13 protein-coding genes are annotated in these 16,214 nt (G+C 60.4%); 7 read left to right on the plus strand and 6 right to left on the minus strand.

Annotated elements, in window-relative coordinates:
- Positions 1–45 precede the first annotated feature (45 nt).
- The 6 genes from ACQZ6F_RS21770 (at position 46) to pncB (ending at position 8,422) form a co-directional block, all read left to right on the plus strand.
- Positions 46–1,884 (plus strand): extracellular solute-binding protein, encoded by a 1,839-nt coding sequence (locus tag ACQZ6F_RS21770; protein ID WP_449096036.1) that lies wholly within the window; start codon positions 46–48, stop codon positions 1,882–1,884.
- Between the two features lie 171 nt (positions 1,885–2,055).
- On the plus strand, positions 2,056–3,147 hold the full coding sequence (locus tag ACQZ6F_RS21775) for a microcin C ABC transporter permease YejB (protein ID WP_449096035.1): 1,092 nt from the start codon (positions 2,056–2,058) through the stop codon (positions 3,145–3,147).
- The gene (locus ACQZ6F_RS21780) at positions 3,147–4,301 is read left to right on the plus strand and encodes an ABC transporter permease (RefSeq protein ID WP_449096034.1); all 1,155 of its coding nucleotides are present in this window, start codon (positions 3,147–3,149) and stop codon (positions 4,299–4,301) included. Before ACQZ6F_RS21775 ends, ACQZ6F_RS21780 begins: the two co-directional genes overlap by 1 nt.
- The gene (locus ACQZ6F_RS21785; protein WP_449096033.1) at positions 4,298–5,935 is read left to right on the plus strand and encodes an ABC transporter ATP-binding protein; all 1,638 of its coding nucleotides are present in this window, start codon (positions 4,298–4,300) and stop codon (positions 5,933–5,935) included. Before ACQZ6F_RS21780 ends, ACQZ6F_RS21785 begins: the two co-directional genes overlap by 4 nt.
- A gap of 11 nt (positions 5,936–5,946) precedes the next feature.
- Complete coding sequence (locus ACQZ6F_RS21790) at positions 5,947–6,906, plus strand: 2-hydroxyacid dehydrogenase (protein ID WP_449096032.1); 960 nt, start codon at positions 5,947–5,949, stop codon at positions 6,904–6,906.
- A gap of 211 nt (positions 6,907–7,117) precedes the next feature.
- Positions 7,118–8,422: a nicotinate phosphoribosyltransferase gene (pncB, locus tag ACQZ6F_RS21795; protein WP_449096031.1), complete on the plus strand. Its 1,305-nt coding sequence runs from the start codon at positions 7,118–7,120 to the stop codon at positions 8,420–8,422.
- 74 nt (positions 8,423–8,496) lie between these two features.
- Here the strand turns inward: pncB and ACQZ6F_RS21800 are convergent, their stop codons facing one another.
- Positions 8,497–9,462 (minus strand): hypothetical protein, encoded by a 966-nt coding sequence (locus tag ACQZ6F_RS21800; RefSeq protein ID WP_449096030.1) that lies wholly within the window; start codon positions 9,460–9,462, stop codon positions 8,497–8,499.
- 175 nt (positions 9,463–9,637) lie between these two features.
- Here ACQZ6F_RS21800 and ACQZ6F_RS21805 point away from each other — a divergent pair, with 175 nt between their 5' ends.
- Positions 9,638–11,803: a mechanosensitive ion channel family protein gene (locus ACQZ6F_RS21805; protein WP_449096029.1), complete on the plus strand. Its 2,166-nt coding sequence runs from the start codon at positions 9,638–9,640 to the stop codon at positions 11,801–11,803.
- A 53-nt stretch (positions 11,804–11,856) separates the two neighbouring features.
- On the opposite strand, the gene ACQZ6F_RS21810 is transcribed toward ACQZ6F_RS21805, so the two are convergent.
- The 5 genes from ACQZ6F_RS21810 to ACQZ6F_RS21830 all read right to left on the minus strand — a co-directional run bounded on the left by ACQZ6F_RS21810 (position 11,857) and on the right by ACQZ6F_RS21830 (position 16,174).
- Positions 11,857–12,927 carry a LacI family DNA-binding transcriptional regulator gene (locus tag ACQZ6F_RS21810; protein ID WP_449096028.1) on the minus strand — a complete coding sequence of 357 codons (1,071 nt, stop codon included), beginning with the start codon at positions 12,925–12,927 and terminating at the stop codon, positions 11,857–11,859.
- Positions 12,928–13,065: 138 nt separating this feature from the next.
- On the minus strand, positions 13,066–13,293 hold the full coding sequence (locus tag ACQZ6F_RS21815) for a hypothetical protein (protein WP_449096027.1): 228 nt from the start codon (positions 13,291–13,293) through the stop codon (positions 13,066–13,068).
- A gap of 90 nt (positions 13,294–13,383) precedes the next feature.
- Positions 13,384–14,112 carry an SDR family NAD(P)-dependent oxidoreductase gene (locus tag ACQZ6F_RS21820; protein ID WP_449096026.1) on the minus strand — a complete coding sequence of 243 codons (729 nt, stop codon included), beginning with the start codon at positions 14,110–14,112 and terminating at the stop codon, positions 13,384–13,386.
- Entirely contained in the window at positions 14,109–15,230 is a 1,122-nt protein-coding gene (locus tag ACQZ6F_RS21825; RefSeq protein WP_449096025.1) for an alkene reductase, read from the minus strand. The genes ACQZ6F_RS21820 and ACQZ6F_RS21825 overlap by 4 nt, the downstream gene beginning before the upstream one ends.
- 137 nt (positions 15,231–15,367) lie before the next feature.
- Positions 15,368–16,174, minus strand: a complete 807-nt coding sequence (locus tag ACQZ6F_RS21830) for an alpha/beta fold hydrolase (protein WP_449096024.1) — start codon at positions 16,172–16,174, stop codon at positions 15,368–15,370.
- Positions 16,175–16,214: the final 40 nt, after the last annotated feature.

Below are 16,214 nucleotides of genomic sequence, written 5' to 3' on the forward strand. Positions count from 1 at the left end.
CATTTGCCTTATGCTGATTCTCTAGAAATCATCGGGAGATCATGAATGGCATTGACGCGGTTGAAAGCAGGCTTGGTCGTTTCTTTCATGTGCCTGCTGGCCTTGCCGGTAGCTTCTCAAGCTGAAGAGCCGCAATTCCGCATCGGCACCGCCATTCTCGGCGATCTCAAATACCAGCCCGGCTTCAAGCATTTCGATTATGTCAATCCCGATGCGCCGAAAGGCGGCGAGTTGAAGATGTCGACCGAAGGCACCTTCGACACGCTCAATCCCGTATTGTTCAAGGGAAACCCCGCAAGTGGATTGTCGATGGTTTTCGACACGCTTATGCAATCGTCCAAGGACGAGATCGCGACCTCCTATGGCTTGCTCGCCGAGGGTGTAGCCTATCCCGACGATATATCGAGCGCGACGTTCCGCTTGCGGGCCGAGGCCAAATGGGCAGACGGTACACCCGTTACCCCCGACGACGTCGTTTTCAGCTTCGATCGTACCAAGGAGCTCAATCCCTTGGCGACGGGTGTCTATTCCCATGTGACGCGGGCAGAAAAGACCGGCGACAGAGATGTCACCTTCTACTTCGATGAAAAGAACAATCGCGAGCTTCCCTTTATTGCCGGCCAGCTTCAGATCGTGCCGAAAAAATGGTGGGAAGGCACCGGACCGGATGGCAAGCCGCGCGATATATCGCGCACGACACTGGAACCGGTCATGGGCTCCGGGCCCTACAAGATCGCCGCCTTGCAAGCAGGCTCGTCGATCCGATACGAACTGCGCGACGACTATTGGGGCAAGAACTTGCCTGCTAACGTCGGCGAGAACAATTTCGGGGTGATTTCCTATACCTACTACGCCGACAAGGATGTGCAATTCGAAGCCTTTCGTAGCGGAAACACCGATTTCTGGCAGGAGCAGTCAGCAAGCCATTGGGTGACCGCATATGACTTTCCAGCCGCCAAGGACGGCCGCGTCAAGCGCGACGAGCTGCCCAACTCGCTGCGCTCGGTCGGCATCATGCAGGCGGTGGTGCTCAATCTCCGGCGCGATCAATTCAAGGATCAGCGTGTGCGTGAGGCACTGAACTACGCCTATGATTTCGAGGAGATGAACCGGGCGCTTGCCTTCGGCCAGCTGACGCGCGTCAACAGCTTCTTTTTCGGCACCGACCTTGCCTCTTCGGGTCTCCCCACAGGCGAGGAGCTGAACATCCTGAACAGCATCAAGGACAAGGTACCGCCCGAGGTTTTCACCACGCCCTATGCCAATCCGGTCGGCGGCGACCAACAGAAGGCCCGGGACAATCTGCGCAAGGCGATCGAGCTTTTCAAGGAGGCGGGCTATGTGTTGAAGGGCAATCGCATGATCAACGAAAAGACCGGCCAACCCTTCAAGATGGAAATCCTGCTCGGCAGTCCTTCGATGGAAAGATCAAACCTGCCTTATGTACAGAACCTGCGCCGCATCGGCATCGATGCGACCCTCAGGACGGTCGATTCATCGCAATACATCAACCGCATTCGCAGCTTCGACTATGATGCGACCTGGAATGTCTGGGGAACGTCGCTGCCGCCCGGCAGCGAGCAGATCGATTACTGGGGCTCGGCTTCCGCAAACCGCCAAGGCTCTCGCAACTACGCCGGCATATCCGATCCGGGTGTCGATATATTGATCGGCAAGCTTGTTTCTGCCGCGACCCTCGAAGAAAAGACCGCTGCCGCCAAGGCGCTCGATCGCGTGCTGCTCGCCCATCACTATCTTGTCCCGCTGTTTTATGGGACGACGAACAAGATTGCCTATTGGGACAAGTTCGAGCATCCGCCGGAACTGCCTTACTATTCGATTGGCTTTCCCGATGTCTGGTGGTCGAAAAGCGCCGGAAAGTGAGCCTCTCTTGCAATGATGAGCCCGCTGGGCTCCAAATGCTCGAGCTGATTCGTATAGTTTCAAGCTGAAATGACTGCGCCGGTTGTCATCCGGCGGAAGGGAATATGAATTGATCGACGGATGGATTGAGACGAAGCGGAATATACCCTTCTTTGAGGGAGCGGCGGACTGATGGGCGCCTACATTCTGAGACGTCTCCTGCTGATGATCCCGACCATCGTCGGCATCATGGCGATTTCCTTCACCATCGTCCAGTTCGCGCCGGGCGGCCCCGTCGAGCAGGTCATCGCACAGCTGACGGGCCAGGCCGACAATGCCACCGGACGCCTGTCCGGCGGCACCGATATGCTGGCCCAGCAGGCCTTTGATGACAGCAGCTCGAAATATCGCGGTGCGCAGGGGCTCGACCCTGAGCTGATCGCCAAGCTCGACAAGCAGTTCGGTTTCGACAAGCCGCCGCTCGAGCGCTTCGGCCAGATGATGTGGAACTATATCCGCTTCGATTTCGGCGAGAGCTTCTTCCGCAACACCACGGTCCTCGACCTTATCGGGCAAAAGCTGCCGGTGTCGATTTCGCTCGGCATCTGGATCCTGATCTTCTCCTATGCGATCTCGATCCCGCTCGGGATCCGCAAGGCGGTGCAGGACGGATCGACCTTTGACGTCTGGACCTCGGGCATCATCATCATCGGCTATGCCGTTCCGAGCTTCCTCTTCGGTATCATGCTGATCGTGCTGTTTGCCGGCGGCTCCTTCTTCGATTGGTTCCCGTTGCGCGGCCTCGTCTCGGATAATTTCGCCGATCTCAACTGGTGGCAGAAGATCCTCGACTACGCCTGGCATCTGGTGCTGCCGTTGATCTCGCTGTCGCTTGCTGCCTTCGCCACCACGACGCTGCTCACCAAGAATTCCTTCATCGAGGAAATCAAGAAGCAATATGTCATCACCGCCCGCGCCAAGGGCTTGAGTGAACGGCGCGTGCTCTATGGTCATGTCTTCCGCAACGCCATGCTCATCGTCATCGCCGGCTTTCCCGGCGCCTTCATTTCCGCCTTCTTCACCGGCTCGTTGCTGATCGAGAACATCTTCTCGCTCGATGGCCTTGGCCGCCTCAGCTATCTCTCGGTCGTCCAGCGCGATTATCCGGTGGTGTTTGCGACGCTCTTCATCTTTTCGCTGCTCGGCCTCGTGGTCAGCCTCGTTTCCGACCTGATCTACACCTGGATCGATCCGCGCATCGACTTCGAGCGGAGGGATGTCTGATGGACGCCGCCAATCATCCCACGGCGCCGATCACGGTGAAGCCGCCGCGCAAGGGGCTGTTCTCGCCGACCAATGTGCGCCGATGGCAGAATTTCAAAGCGAACCGTCGCGGATACTGGTCGCTCTGGATCTTCGCGATCCTGTTCGTCCTCACCCTCGGCGCCGAGTTCATCGCCAACGACCGGCCGATCCTCGTCTCCTATAAGGGCGAGATTCTGACGCCGATTTTCGTCGATTATCCCGAGGACAAGTTCGGCGGCTTTCTGGCACAGACGGATTACCGTGCCCAGGATATTCAGGACGAGATCAACGCCAATGGCTGGATGATCTGGCCGCCGATCCATTATTCCTATCAGACGGCCAATTCCAATCTCCCGCAGGGAAAGTCGGCGCCGACACCGCCATTCTGGGCGATGAGCAAGGAAGAGCGGTGCTCGGGCTATGCCGCTGGCGCTGCCGATCGCAATTGCAACTGGAGCAACCTCAACTGGCTCGGCACAGATGATCAGGCGCGCGATGTGCTGGCCCGGTTGATCTACGGCTTCCGCATATCGGTGCTGTTCGGCCTGGTGCTCACCATCTGCTCGGCGGTCGTCGGCGTCTGTGCCGGTGCCGTGCAGGGCTATTTCGGCGGATGGACAGACCTGTTGATGCAGCGCTTCATCGAGATCTGGTCGTCGATGCCGGTGCTCTATATCCTGCTGATTATCGCTTCCGTTCTGCCGCCCGGCTTCTTCATCCTTCTCGGCATATTGCTGCTGTTCTCCTGGGTGGGGCTGGTCGGCGTCGTACGTGCCGAATTCCTGCGGGCACGCAATTTCGAATATGTCCGCGCTGCTCGCGCCCTCGGCGTCGACAACCGCACCATCATGTATAGGCACCTGCTGCCGAATGCGATGGTCGCGACGCTGACCTTCGTTCCCTTCATCCTGTCAGGCTCGATCTCCACTTTGACTTCGCTCGATTTTCTGGGCTTTGGCATGCCACCCGGTTCGCCGTCGCTGGGTGAGATGATCGCCCAGGGCAAATCCAACCTGCAGGCTCCCTGGCTCGGGCTGTCGGCCTTCTTCACCATGTCGATCATGCTGTCGCTGCTGATTTTCATCGGCGAGGCCGTGCGTGACGCCTTCGATCCAAGGAAGACGTTCCGATGAGCGAAAATTCCACACCCTTGCTCTCTGTCCGCAATCTGTCGGTCGCCTTTCATCAAGGCGGGCAAACCTCGATCGCGGTCGATAACATCTCCTTTGATATCAGAAAGGGCGAGGTACTGGCATTGGTCGGCGAATCCGGCTCAGGCAAGTCCGTCTCGGCCAATTCGATCCTGAAGCTGCTGCCCTATCCCTCCGCCAGCCACCCCTCGGGCGAGATCCTGTTCAAGGGCAAGGATTTGCTGAAGGCATCGGATAACGAGCTGCGCGCCGTGCGCGGCAACGACATCACCATGATCTTCCAGGAGCCGATGACCTCGCTCAATCCGCTCCACTCGATCGAGCGGCAGATCAGCGAAATCTTGGCTCTGCATCAGGGCATGAGCGGCCACGCCGCCCGCGGTCGCACGCTGGAACTCTTGAACCAGGTTGGCATCCGCGAGCCGGAAAAACGCCTCAAGGCCTATCCGCACGAGCTATCCGGCGGCCAGCGCCAGCGCGTGATGATCGCCATGGCGCTTGCCAACCGCCCGGAATTGCTGATCGCCGACGAGCCGACGACGGCGCTCGACGTGACGGTGCAGGCGCAGATCCTCGAGCTATTGCGCGATCTCAAGGGCGTGCACGGCATGTCGATGCTGTTCATCACCCATGATCTCGGCATCGTCCGCAAGTTCGCTGACCGCGTCTGCGTGATGACCAAGGGCCACATCGTCGAGACCGGTGCGGTGGAGGATGTCTTCACCAATCCACAGCACGAATATACGCGCCATCTGCTCGCCGCCGAGCCGCGCGGCGAACCGCCGGCCAGCGACGCCGAAAAGCCCGTGGTCATGGAAGGCAGCGATATCCGCGTCTGGTTCCCCATCAAGGCCGGCTTCATGCGCAAGGTCGTCGACCATGTGAAGGCCGTCGACGGCATCGATCTGAAACTCAGGGCCGGCCAGACGCTCGGTGTCGTCGGCGAATCCGGTTCCGGCAAGACCACGCTCGGCCTGGCACTCGCCCGGCTCATTTCCTCGCGAGGCCGCATCGCCTTCGTTGGCAAGGATATAGCCGGCTATTCGTTCCGCGAGATGCGGCCGCTGCGCAACCAGCTGCAGGTGGTCTTTCAGGACCCTTACGGCTCGCTCAGCCCGCGCATGTCGGTTGGCGAGATCATCGCCGAAGGGCTCAAGGTTCACGAGCGCTCGCTTTCTGCCGATGAGCGCGACAAGCGCGTCTGCTGGGCGCTGGAGGAAGTCGGTCTCGATCCGTCCACCCGCTGGCGCTTCCCGCACGAGTTCTCCGGTGGCCAGCGTCAGCGCATCGCCATTGCCCGCGCCATGGTGCTGAAGCCGCGCTTCGTCATGCTCGACGAGCCGACTTCGGCGCTCGACATGAGCGTACAGGCGCAGGTGGTCGACCTTCTGCGCGACCTGCAGAAAAAGCACGATCTCGCCTACCTCTTCATCAGCCACGACCTGAGGGTGGTCAAAGCGCTCGCCAACGAGCTGATCGTCATGCGCTTCGGCAAGGTCGTGGAGCAGGGCGCCTCGGCCGATATTTTCCGCGCGCCGAAAGAGGATTATACCAAGGCGCTTCTCGCCGCCGCCTTCAACATCGAAGCCGTGCCCACCGCGACCATCCAGCAATGAAGACCATCGCCATGTCTGCCAAAAGCCCCGTTCTCGTCGATCTCAAATTCAGTCCGGCGACGGTCGCCAAGGCGCTCGAAGCAGCCTTTGCCGATCGCGGCAGCATCAATCTGGCCGACCCCTCCAGCAAGGGTGAAGATCTCAGCCATGTCGACTACGCGCTTCTGTGGAAGCCCGATGCCGACCTCTTCAAGCGGGCCCCCAATCTGAAGGTCATCTTCTCCGGCGGCGCCGGCGTCGATTCGATGATGTCCATTGCCGGCCTGCCCGATATACCGATGGTCCGTTTCGTCGACCGCAGCCTGACGACGCGCATGAGCGAATGGGTCGTCATGCAATGCCTGATGCATCTGCGCGATGTTCAGGGGCACCTCAGGAGCCAGCGCCAGCACGCCTGGGCCCAGCAACAAGGTCCCGAAGCAGCCGATGTCACCGTCGGCGTCATGGGTCTCGGCGTTCTCGGCTGCGATGCCGCCGCCAAGCTCAAGGTCATGGGTTTCAACGTCATCGGCTGGTCGCGCAACAGGAAGCAGATCGACGGCATGCAAACCTTCGATGCCGGCGAGCTGGATGCGTTTCTTGCGCAAACCGATATTCTTGTCGGCCTGCTGCCGCTGACGCCGGAAACCACAGGGATCTACAACGCCTCACTCTTTTCCAGGCTTCGCCGCGATGGCGCTCTTTCCAAGCCGGTCTTCATCAATGCCGGGCGGGGCAAGAGCCAGGTCCAGGCAGACATCGTATCGGCGATCCGCACCGGCGTCCTCGGCGGTGCCTCGCTCGATGTCTTCGACGTCGAGCCTTTGGCGAAGGGCGATCCGCTCTGGGACCTCGAAAATGTCATCATCACGCCGCATGATTCCGCGGTATCCGAGGAAAAGGCGCTGATGCGCCATGTCGAGGAACAGATTGCCCGCTTCGAGCGTGGCGAGCCGCTGCAGCACCTTGTGGATCGCAGCCGGGGTTACTGAACTTGCATAAGATGGCGGCAATCGGGACTTTTTGTTCGGTTGTTGCCACCATACGCGACCCGTTAAGTCTGGTATCAAATTTCTTTCAGTGACTGGACTTTCGCTCAACATTTTTTGATAACAGGGCACTGTAGGCACTATATATGCGTGCCGGCCTGCCAGCCGGTGAGAAGCATGACGTCCGCAGGGCAGGAGACGGGGCAGGAACGACATGACCAAGACGGATATCGCCACCCGCGTCTATAACCATACCTGGAAGCTCGATCCGATCATCCGCAGCTTGATCGATACGGATTTCTATAAGCTTTTGATGCTCCAGATGATCTGGAAGCTCTATCCCGATGTCGATGCCACTTTTTCGCTGATCAATCGCACCAAGAGCGTCCGTCTTGCCGAGGTGATCGACGAGAAGGAGTTGCGCGAACAGCTCGATCACGCCCGTACGCTGCGGCTCTCCAAGAAGGAGATGATCTGGCTTGCCGGCAATAGCTTCTACGGCCGCGCCCAGATTTTCGAACCGGAGTTCCTCACCTGGTTGTCGAACTTCCAGCTGCCGGAATACGAACTATCGAAGCGCGACGGTCAGTATATTCTCGACTTCCACGGCTCGTGGAAAGAAACGACGATGTGGGAAATCCCCGCGCTCGCCATCATCAACGAGCTGCGCTCGCGCACGGCGCTGAAGGCGCTCGGTCCTTTCACGCTCGATGTGCTCTATGCCCGCGCCAAGGCGAAGATGTGGGAAAAGGTGGATCGCCTCAAAGAACTGCCGGGCCTGCGCATCTCCGATTTTGGCACCCGCCGCCGCCATAGCTTCCTCTGGCAGCGCTGGTGCGTCGAGGCGCTGAAGGAAGGCGTGCCGCACGCTTTCACCGGCACGAGCAACGTGCTGCTCGCCATGGACTCGGATCTGGAGGCCGTCGGCACCAACGCGCACGAACTTCCGATGGTCGCCGCCGCGCTTGCCAAGAACAACGAGGAACTCGGCAAGGCGCCCTATAAGGTGTTGCGCGACTGGAACCGTCTCTATGGCGGCAATCTTCTTGTCGTTCTGCCCGATGCTTTCGGTACGGCCTCGTTCCTGCGCAACGCGCCGGAATGGGTGGCCGACTGGACCGGCTTCCGACCCGACAGCGCCCCTCCGATCGAAGGCGGCGAAAAGATCATCGACTGGTGGAAGAAGATGGGCCGCGATCCCCGCCAAAAGCTGCTGATCTTCTCCGATGGTCTCGATGTCGAAGCGATCATCGATACCTACAAGCATTTCGACGGCCGCGTTCGCATGAGCTTCGGCTGGGGCACGAACCTTACCAATGATTTCGCCGGCTGTGCGCCGGTCGAGCTCAAGGGGCTCAACCCGATTTCGATCGTCTGCAAGGTCATCGAGGCCAATGGCCGCCCGGCTGTCAAGCTCTCAGACAATCCACAAAAGGCGACGGGGGAGCCAGCGGAAGTCGAGCGTTATTTGAAGTTCTTCGGCGCAGAGGATCGCGTCGATCAGGAAGTGCTGGTTTAAGCAGTTTTCCGTCGGGAATGCGTAAAAGCAAAGAGATGGAGCGCTTTCGCGATTCGAAGAAAAGCTAAAGTGCTCTAGTGGTGGATGGGGGCCTCTATCCGCGCCACGCGCTTGAACAGCGTCCAGCGGCCATTCTCCCAGCGATACTGATCCGGCGAAATAACGTAAGGCACGTCGCTGAGATCGGCGCTGATCAGCTCCAGAAGCTGCAGGCCCTGAATGTCGTTCTCATGGGTGAAGAAGACCTTGTCGCGGGACAGGAACGCCGCGATCGGCGCGGCACCACCGGACTGTTCCTGCACCTGGGCCCAGAAATTCGGCAGGAAGGCGACGCTGGATTCGAATTGGCCGTCGACCTCGACATATTGAAACTGGCTGCGCTTGGCGATCTGCAATCCGGTCTTGGACAGGAATTTCTGCAGGTTGCCCTGCGCCACTTCGGCCAGTTCACGCGCGTCGATGCCCCATTCATCCAGCGCCGTCGACATGACATAGCTGACCGTAGTCTCGCCATTGACGACGAAGAGCTTGATCAGGCCTTCCGCCTCGTCGAGGTAGACGAAATGCGGCGGATCGGGTTCGTCCTTGACGGCATGCAACATCTGTTGCCGCGCTACATCGACGAAATCGCGCGCCTTCAGCACCGGGAGGATCTGGGCGAGTTCCTCGCTGCCGGCGATGGCTTCGGTCATGTTGAGATAGTTGAGCAACGCCTCCGCCCGGGCCTGCCCTTGCTTTTCGCGCAGCGCCAGTAACGCGTTGCTCAGGAATTTTGTCATGGTATCGCCGTTGCGGCTGTGTAGCGTCAGGCTGCCGGCGCCGGCATCGTAGTCGATCCTGATCAGGTCGCCGAAAAACGGCAGCCGCTCCTGCAGATAGGCCGCAAAGCGGGCTTCGTTGTGCAAGGCTTCGTCCGGAATATTCAGGTCGAGCATCTTCACTGGTGTGATGTTCGAGGCCTCGGGTATCGGCGGCCCCTCTTCAGCGCGCGCCTTCGCTTGTCTGCCTCTACCGAAGAGCCTTTTCAGGAAATTGAACACGAGCGTCCCCGAGCATCGAACGGCATTGTCGCGGAAACTAGCGCGACAATGCCTCCAGGGCAATGGCATCAGGCGATGATCACGCCGCCCGCGTAAGTGCCTGCTTGCTCGCATGAAAAAGGCGTATAGTCTGCAAAAACGGGCCGGCGGTCCGATTGCGGGAAGGGTGACGTGTATGAAGGATGTCGGGGCTGGCAGGCAGCTGATGGGGATGCTGTTTTTATGTTTCTTTGTGCTGGCCGCGCCGCTCACTGTGCTCGCGCAAAATACGACGGCGACCCAGCAGGCGGCGCCGCCACCCGAAAAGGTTCGCGAACTCATCCAGCTGATGAACGAACCGGACGTGAAGCAATGGCTCACCTCGCAGCTGAACACCCAGCCCACCGTCGTCAGTGATCCCGCACCGGCCGACAACGATCAGATGTCCGTTCTATCAGGCATGCTCGGCCACACCCGGCATCATCTGGAGATAGTCTCCGGCGCGGGGATGACCTTGCCCTATGAGGTGATGGCCGCCTCAGAAAAGCTTGGCCGTGAGGGCCGGGCGGTCGGTCTCCTGCGTATCATCATCCAGGTTGTGATCCTGTTTTTCCTGGGATTGGTCGCGGAGCTGGCGGTCGCGCGCTTCATCAATACCAAGCACATGCAACGCACCGAAAGGGCTGCCGGCACCGAGACCGAGCTGCAGGCCGCGCGGTTCCAGTTTCTGGGCGGCGTCGTGCCTGCCATCATCCATGCTCTGGTGACGCTGATTCCGCTGCTCGCTTTCGACTGGCCGCCGGCCATCGAGAGCTTCGCCATCGCCTGTGTCATTGCGCTGGTGTCCATCAGACTGGCGATCTCGATCGGCAAGCTGCTGATGGAGCTGACCGCCATGCGCCGCGCGACCGATGTTCTGGACGAGGATGGCGGTACTGCCCGCATCGCTGAACGCAGGCGCGTGGCAACCTATTGGTATCGGCGCTGTACTCTGTTTGCCGTCTATTTCGCCTGCGGTTGGGCCGTCATGCAGGCCGTCACCTCGCTCGAATTTTCAGCCGGTGCCCGGGATCTCATCGGCTATACCCTTGGTATCGGCCTGTTCCTGATCGCAGTCGCCGCTGTCTGGTCGAGGCCCGTTGCGCCTGAAAGGCGCGGAATGAAGACCGTTTCCTGGTTGCTGACGATCTTCTTTGCGGCGCTCTGGGGCCTGTGGGTGGCCGGTTTCGACGGTCTTCTGTGGCTCGGCATCTATGCGGTCCTGCTGCCACGCGCACTCTCGGTTTCGACTCGGGCGATCGAGGCTCTGCATGATGCGGCCGACGGCTTCTTCGGCGCCGGCAAGGTGGCGACCGTGCTTCTTGATCGCGGCGTGCGGGCATTGATCATCACTTTCGCGGCGCTCTGGCTCGGCCGGATGCTGGGGGTCGAGGCCCACGCGATGATGAGCGGCAGCGAATCGATCATCGGCCGTATCGCACGCGGTCTTCTTGGCGGCATCGTCATCCTGTTGATTGCAGATTTGGTCTGGCAACTTGCGAAGACCTATATCGACGCGAAGCTGATGGAATCGCTACCTGCTGTCAGCGATTCCGAGGAGATGAAGGCGAGCCGCGCCCGGCTTCAGACACTGCTGCCTATCTTCCGCAATATTCTTGCGGTGGTGATCGGCATCATCGCCATCATGATGGTGCTGTCTGGGCTCGGCGTGCAGATCGGACCCTTGATCGCCGGTGCCGGCGTCGTCGGTGTCGCCGTCGGCTTCGGCGCGCAGACCATCGTCAAGGATGTCATCAGCGGCGTCTTCTATCTCTGGGATGATGCCTTCCGTGTCGGCGAATACATCGAAAGCGGCCATTATAAGGGCGTGGTGGAATCGTTCAGCCTGCGCTCGGTCAAGCTGCGCCACCAGCGCGGCCCGCTGGCGACCATACCTTTCGGCTCGCTCGGCGCGGTCAACAACATGAACCGCGACTGGGCGATCGACAAGATCATCGTCAAGGTCACCTATGATACCGATCTGGTGAAGCTGAAGAAGATCGTCAAGGATATCGGCCAGCGCCTCCTTGAAGATCCCGAACTGGCGCCGAGCATCATCCAGACGCTGAAGATGAAGGGCGTCGAGCAATTTGGCGATTTCGCCATCGAGATCAGGCTGGCGCTCACCGCCAAGCCCAACGAGCTGTCGGTCATTCGCCGCAATTCGCTGGCCCTGATCAAGCAGGCTTTCGACGAAAACGGCATCCAGTTTGCCTTCCCGACCGTGCAGGTGGCCAGCGACAAGGACGCATCCGCTGCCGCCGCCCGGCAGCTCATCGAGATGCGAGCCGCAAACGTCGAGGGCGCGCAGCAGGCGGGTTAGCGAGCGGGATATGCGGCGGCGGCCAATCCCCTGAGTTTTCGTTGTCGCGTAGGCTATTGCTTTGGCGGTGCGGTGCTGCCGCGCACGACGAGTGCGACGCCGATCATCTCGCGTTCGCTGGGTATGGCATCGTCCAGTACCGCTCTTACCGCGCGCTCTGCGATCCGGGCAAAGGGCTGCGCCATCGTCGTCAGGCCCGGCTCCACCATGCCGCCTTCCGGCACGCCATCGAAGCCGACGATGGAGACGTCTCCTGGAACGGAAAGCCCCCGCGCCTGCAGCCAGCTCATGGTCAACAGGGCGATATAGTCGGACATTGCGAGGATCGCGGTCGGCGGCTCCGGCGCGGAAAACAGGTATTCCAGACCGGCCTCGACGCTCGCCTTTTGGTTATCCGTCTCGTAGACCGGAACATCCTCGCGCGGAATGCCGAAGGTTTCGAGTGCCTGCCAATAGCCGGTGGCGCGATCGCGCGACGTCGAATAGACGGCCCGCTCGATCTCGCCAATGCCAACCGGCCCGACATGATCGTAGGAGAACTCCGTCGCAAGCACAGCAAAGCGCCGATGGCCCAGTTCCGCCAGATGCCTGGCGGCTGCCGCAGCCCCGCCGAGATTGTCGACGCTGACCGATGGGACCGAGGGATCGTCGTCATTCAAGGCCAGGGCAATGAAGGGCAATTGCCGCTCGCGCGTCAGCTGCACCAGCTTTTCGCCGCCCTCCACGCAGAGCAGGATGAAACCGTCGACGAGGGCGCTCTTGATAGTCCAGTCGAGCTTCTGCCGATCCTTGGCCGAAACAAGCGCTAGCCCGGTGCCGCTGGCATCGCAGACCTGGGCAACGGCTGCCAACAGCGCTCTCGCCCATGGATCGTCGAAGAAATAGGCGAGCGGTTCTGCGGCGGCGACGCCGATGGCATTGACCTTTCCGGCCCGCAGCAATCGTCCCGTCAGGCTCGGGCCGGCATAGCCGAGCTGCCTGGCGGTCTCGAGCACATGCTCGCGCACCTCCTCGCGGACCACATCGGGCCGGCTGAAAACATTCGATGCGGTTCCCTGCGATACCCCTGCCGCCTTGGCGACATCCGCGAGCCTGATCGTGCCCTTGGCCAATAGCCTCTCCATTTCCGTTGCCGCGCAGTTTAGCAGGAATTTGTATCGGTTCAATTCCGCTTGACACTGGAATTATTGAGTGTAGGTTTGAACCGATTCAATAAACAAATCTGAATCGCAATTGAATCGATTCAAAAGGTAGTGACAATGTCAACCAATCACTTCTTCAAGGATCTCTATTTCGATCGTTGGGGTGATCCAGAAAACCCGAATGCCGTTGAGCCGTGCAGCGCTGCGGATAAGGATCGGGTCGCCACGCACGGTATCCTTGACCGTCTCCGCCACCTCTTCCGTCGCAGTCGGAAACGTCCGTCCGCATGGTCCTTTACGATCACGAGCGAAATGTCCTTGACCGAAAGTCGTGCCGATGTCGGTCATTGCAACCCAGGCGATGCCGCCCAGCCAAAATTCCTCGCCATCGCGAAGGCGCTGTCACGGAATTGCTAGGATCTGCCTCGGCTAGCGGCCTCAGAAATTTTCCTTGTAGGGGCGCAAATCCAGTTCTTGCGTCCAGGCCGAAGGATGCTGGCGGTGAATGTGCCAATAGCTTTCGGCGATGGCGTCGATGTTCAGCAAGCCGCTGGCGTCCATATCGGGTCGCCGCGCGCGCAGCCGCTCGCCATCAATGCCGCCATCGATAATGGTATGGGCGACATGCAGTCCGAGTGGTCCGAACTCCCGCGCCATGCTCTGGCTGATCATTCTCAAGCCTGCCTTGGCGGCGGCGAATTGGGCATAGCCCGCCTTGCCGCGCAGGCTGGCGGAAGCGCCGGTGAAGATCACGGTGCCGCGGCCGAGCGGCGTGAGATGACGAGCCGCCTCGCGCCCGACGAGAAAACCGCCGAAACAGCAGATGCGCCAGAATTCCTCGAACTGGGCGGCCGTCAGATCGCGAAAGCCGATGGGGCGGTTGATGCCGGCGTTGAAGACGATGAAGTCGGGCGCTGCTATGCCATCCCGGGCCGTAAAGGCGTGCTCGAACAGCCGCACGACAGCCGCTTCGTCGGTCGCATCCGTTTCGATGGCTTCGGCACTGCCGCCGGATGCCCTGATGGTTTCGGCGACCTGATCGATCTTGGCCGGTGTCCGCCCAGCGATGACGACATGGTAGCCCTTGCCGGCGAGAAGCCGGCAAAGCGCGGCGCCCAGTCCCTGTTCTGCCCCCACCCCAACGATAATGGCGCTTGGCATACTCATTCGGCGGCCTCCCTGGCATCGAGTGTTGGATAGTCGGTATAGCCCTCGGCGCCACCGCCATAGAAGGTTGGGCGATGATAGGGGTTGAGCGGGGCGCCGCGACGGATACGCTCCGGCAGATCGGGATTGGCGATGAAGAGCCGTCCGAAGGCGATGGCATCGGCGTGGCCTGCGGCAAGCGCGGCTTGAGCACTCTCGGGCCGGAAGTTTCCAGCCGCGATCAATGTGCCCGACCAGGCGGGACGAAACAGTTCCGCCGCCGATGGCACGTTCTTGTGGTCGACCTCGGCGAAGCCGGCACCACTGGCGCGCGGTTCGATCAGATGCAGATAGGCGAGATGCAGCCGATCCAGCTCGCGAATGACATGGCCGTAAAGGCGCAAAGGGTCGTCCTCGCCGCTGTCATTGGCAATGCCGAAGGGCGAAAGACGGACGCCGACGCGGGTTGAACCCCAGACCTTGGAAACCGCCTCGACGACTTCGAGCAGCAGTCGCGTGCGGTTGTCGATCGAGCCGCCATACTGGTCGGTGCGCTGGTTGGTGCGCGCCTGCAGGAACTGCTCGATCAGATAGCCGTTGGCGCCGTGAATCTCCACGCCGTCGAATCCCGCCTGCTTCGCATTGGCGGCCGCTTGCGCATAGATGTCGATCAACAGCGGCATGAGATCGATGTCGATCGCCTGTGGCGTCTCGAAGGGCACGCGCTCGAACGAGGCGGTGAAGGCCTGCCCCTTGGCGGCGATGGCGGAAGGGGCAATCGGCAGAGCGCCATCGGGGTGGTGCGAGGAATGCGAGATGCGGCCGACATGCCAGAGCTGGAGGAAGATCTTGCCACCCCTACAGTGGACCCCATCGGTTACGGCCTTCCAGCCGGCGATCTGTTCGGCGGTGTAAATGCCCGGCGTTGCCGGCATGCCCTGTCCGATGGGCGAAACCTGCGATCCCTCGGAAATAATCAGCCCGCCCTCGCTGGCACGCTGCGCATAATATTCGGCGTTCAAAGCCGAAGGCACATTGCCGGGCTGGCTTGCCCGCATGCGGGTCACCGGCGCCATGACGATGCGGTGCGATAGTTCGAGGGGACCAACGGCAAGCGGTGAAAACAAAGAAGCTGTCATGAAATTCTCCTGCCTGGAGCTGATTTTGCTCCCCGGGGCGGAAGGGCCTGTCAGTGGCGAATCGGTCACCGGAGTGTCGAATAAGATGATGCTCATCATTTATTCCAACAATCGGACGTGCGCAACTGAATCTCGTATCAGGCCGAAATCCGAGCGAGGAAGGCGAATAAGGCCGCGTTGAATTGCGCTGGCCGCTGCAATGGCGCGAAGTGGCTGACGCCGGGGAGAATAACGAGTTCCGCGCCCGGAATATGCCGCGCAAGATAGTCGGCATGTTCGCGTTTGATGAACTCGTCATGCTCGCTGTGAACGATGGCCACGGGTACATGGATCTCGGCCAGATCGTCCGTGCTATAGTTCGGCTCCGTTTGTTGCATCAGGCTGACGGCTTGAACAAAAGCATCGAACGCATCAGGCGTCGGCGACAGGGCGGCGTAATCCTTGGTGTGACGAGAGAAGCAGTGCTCGACGATCGGCGTGAGCACAAATTCCTTGGTGCCGCTCGGGTCCATGTTGCAGGCAAAGAAGAAGACCCCGGAAATACGCTCCGGATGGGTTCTTCCAAGGATCATGCCCGTGCAGGCACCATCGCTCCACCCGGCGATGGCGGCTTTTGCGATCCCCAGCCGATCCATCACGGCCAGAACGTCGGACGCCATCAGCTCGTAAGAATAGGGCCGCGCATCCCGCGTGCTGCGACCATGGCCGCGACTGTCGATGACGATGACGCGATGGCCGGCGTCAATCAGCGCCGGCACCTGATAGCCCCAGTTACCGCTGTTTCCCAAGCCTCCATGCAGAAGGATCACCGGTGCGCCGCTGCCATAGGACGCGTACCATATGCTGATACCGTCATGGTCGACGTGGCCGCTCGCCTCCGTGTCCGGCAGGGGTGCTGCCCCCTCCGCCTCGAATCGATCGAGATCGTCGTCCTGAATTTCCATGTTGACCTCCCAACGAACTGTCTCCCCCAGACAGCCACGC

It is taken from the genome of Rhizobium sp. A22-96, from assembly GCF_053521805.1.

Excerpts from the sequence above, each read along its gene's own strand:
- ACQZ6F_RS21770 (WP_449096036.1), top strand. The coding sequence starts at position 46 with ATGGCATTGACGCGGTTGAAAGCAGGCTTGGTCGTTTCTTTCATGTGC.
- ACQZ6F_RS21815 (WP_449096027.1), bottom strand. The coding sequence starts at position 13,293 with ATGACCGACATCGGCACGACTTTCGGTCAAGGACATTTCGCTCGTGAT.
- ACQZ6F_RS21785 (WP_449096033.1), top strand. The coding sequence starts at position 4,298 with ATGAGCGAAAATTCCACACCCTTGCTCTCTGTCCGCAATCTGTCGGTC.
- ACQZ6F_RS21820 (WP_449096026.1), bottom strand. The coding sequence starts at position 14,112 with ATGAGTATGCCAAGCGCCATTATCGTTGGGGTGGGGGCAGAACAGGGA.
- ACQZ6F_RS21780 (WP_449096034.1), top strand. The coding sequence starts at position 3,147 with ATGGACGCCGCCAATCATCCCACGGCGCCGATCACGGTGAAGCCGCCG.
- ACQZ6F_RS21775 (WP_449096035.1), top strand. The coding sequence starts at position 2,056 with ATGGGCGCCTACATTCTGAGACGTCTCCTGCTGATGATCCCGACCATC.
- ACQZ6F_RS21805 (WP_449096029.1), top strand. The coding sequence starts at position 9,638 with ATGAAGGATGTCGGGGCTGGCAGGCAGCTGATGGGGATGCTGTTTTTA.
- ACQZ6F_RS21825 (WP_449096025.1), bottom strand. The coding sequence starts at position 15,230 with ATGACAGCTTCTTTGTTTTCACCGCTTGCCGTTGGTCCCCTCGAACTA.
- ACQZ6F_RS21790 (WP_449096032.1), top strand. The coding sequence starts at position 5,947 with ATGTCTGCCAAAAGCCCCGTTCTCGTCGATCTCAAATTCAGTCCGGCG.
- pncB (WP_449096031.1), top strand. The coding sequence starts at position 7,118 with ATGACCAAGACGGATATCGCCACCCGCGTCTATAACCATACCTGGAAG.
- ACQZ6F_RS21810 (WP_449096028.1), bottom strand. The coding sequence starts at position 12,927 with ATGGAGAGGCTATTGGCCAAGGGCACGATCAGGCTCGCGGATGTCGCC.
- ACQZ6F_RS21830 (WP_449096024.1), bottom strand. The coding sequence starts at position 16,174 with ATGGAAATTCAGGACGACGATCTCGATCGATTCGAGGCGGAGGGGGCA.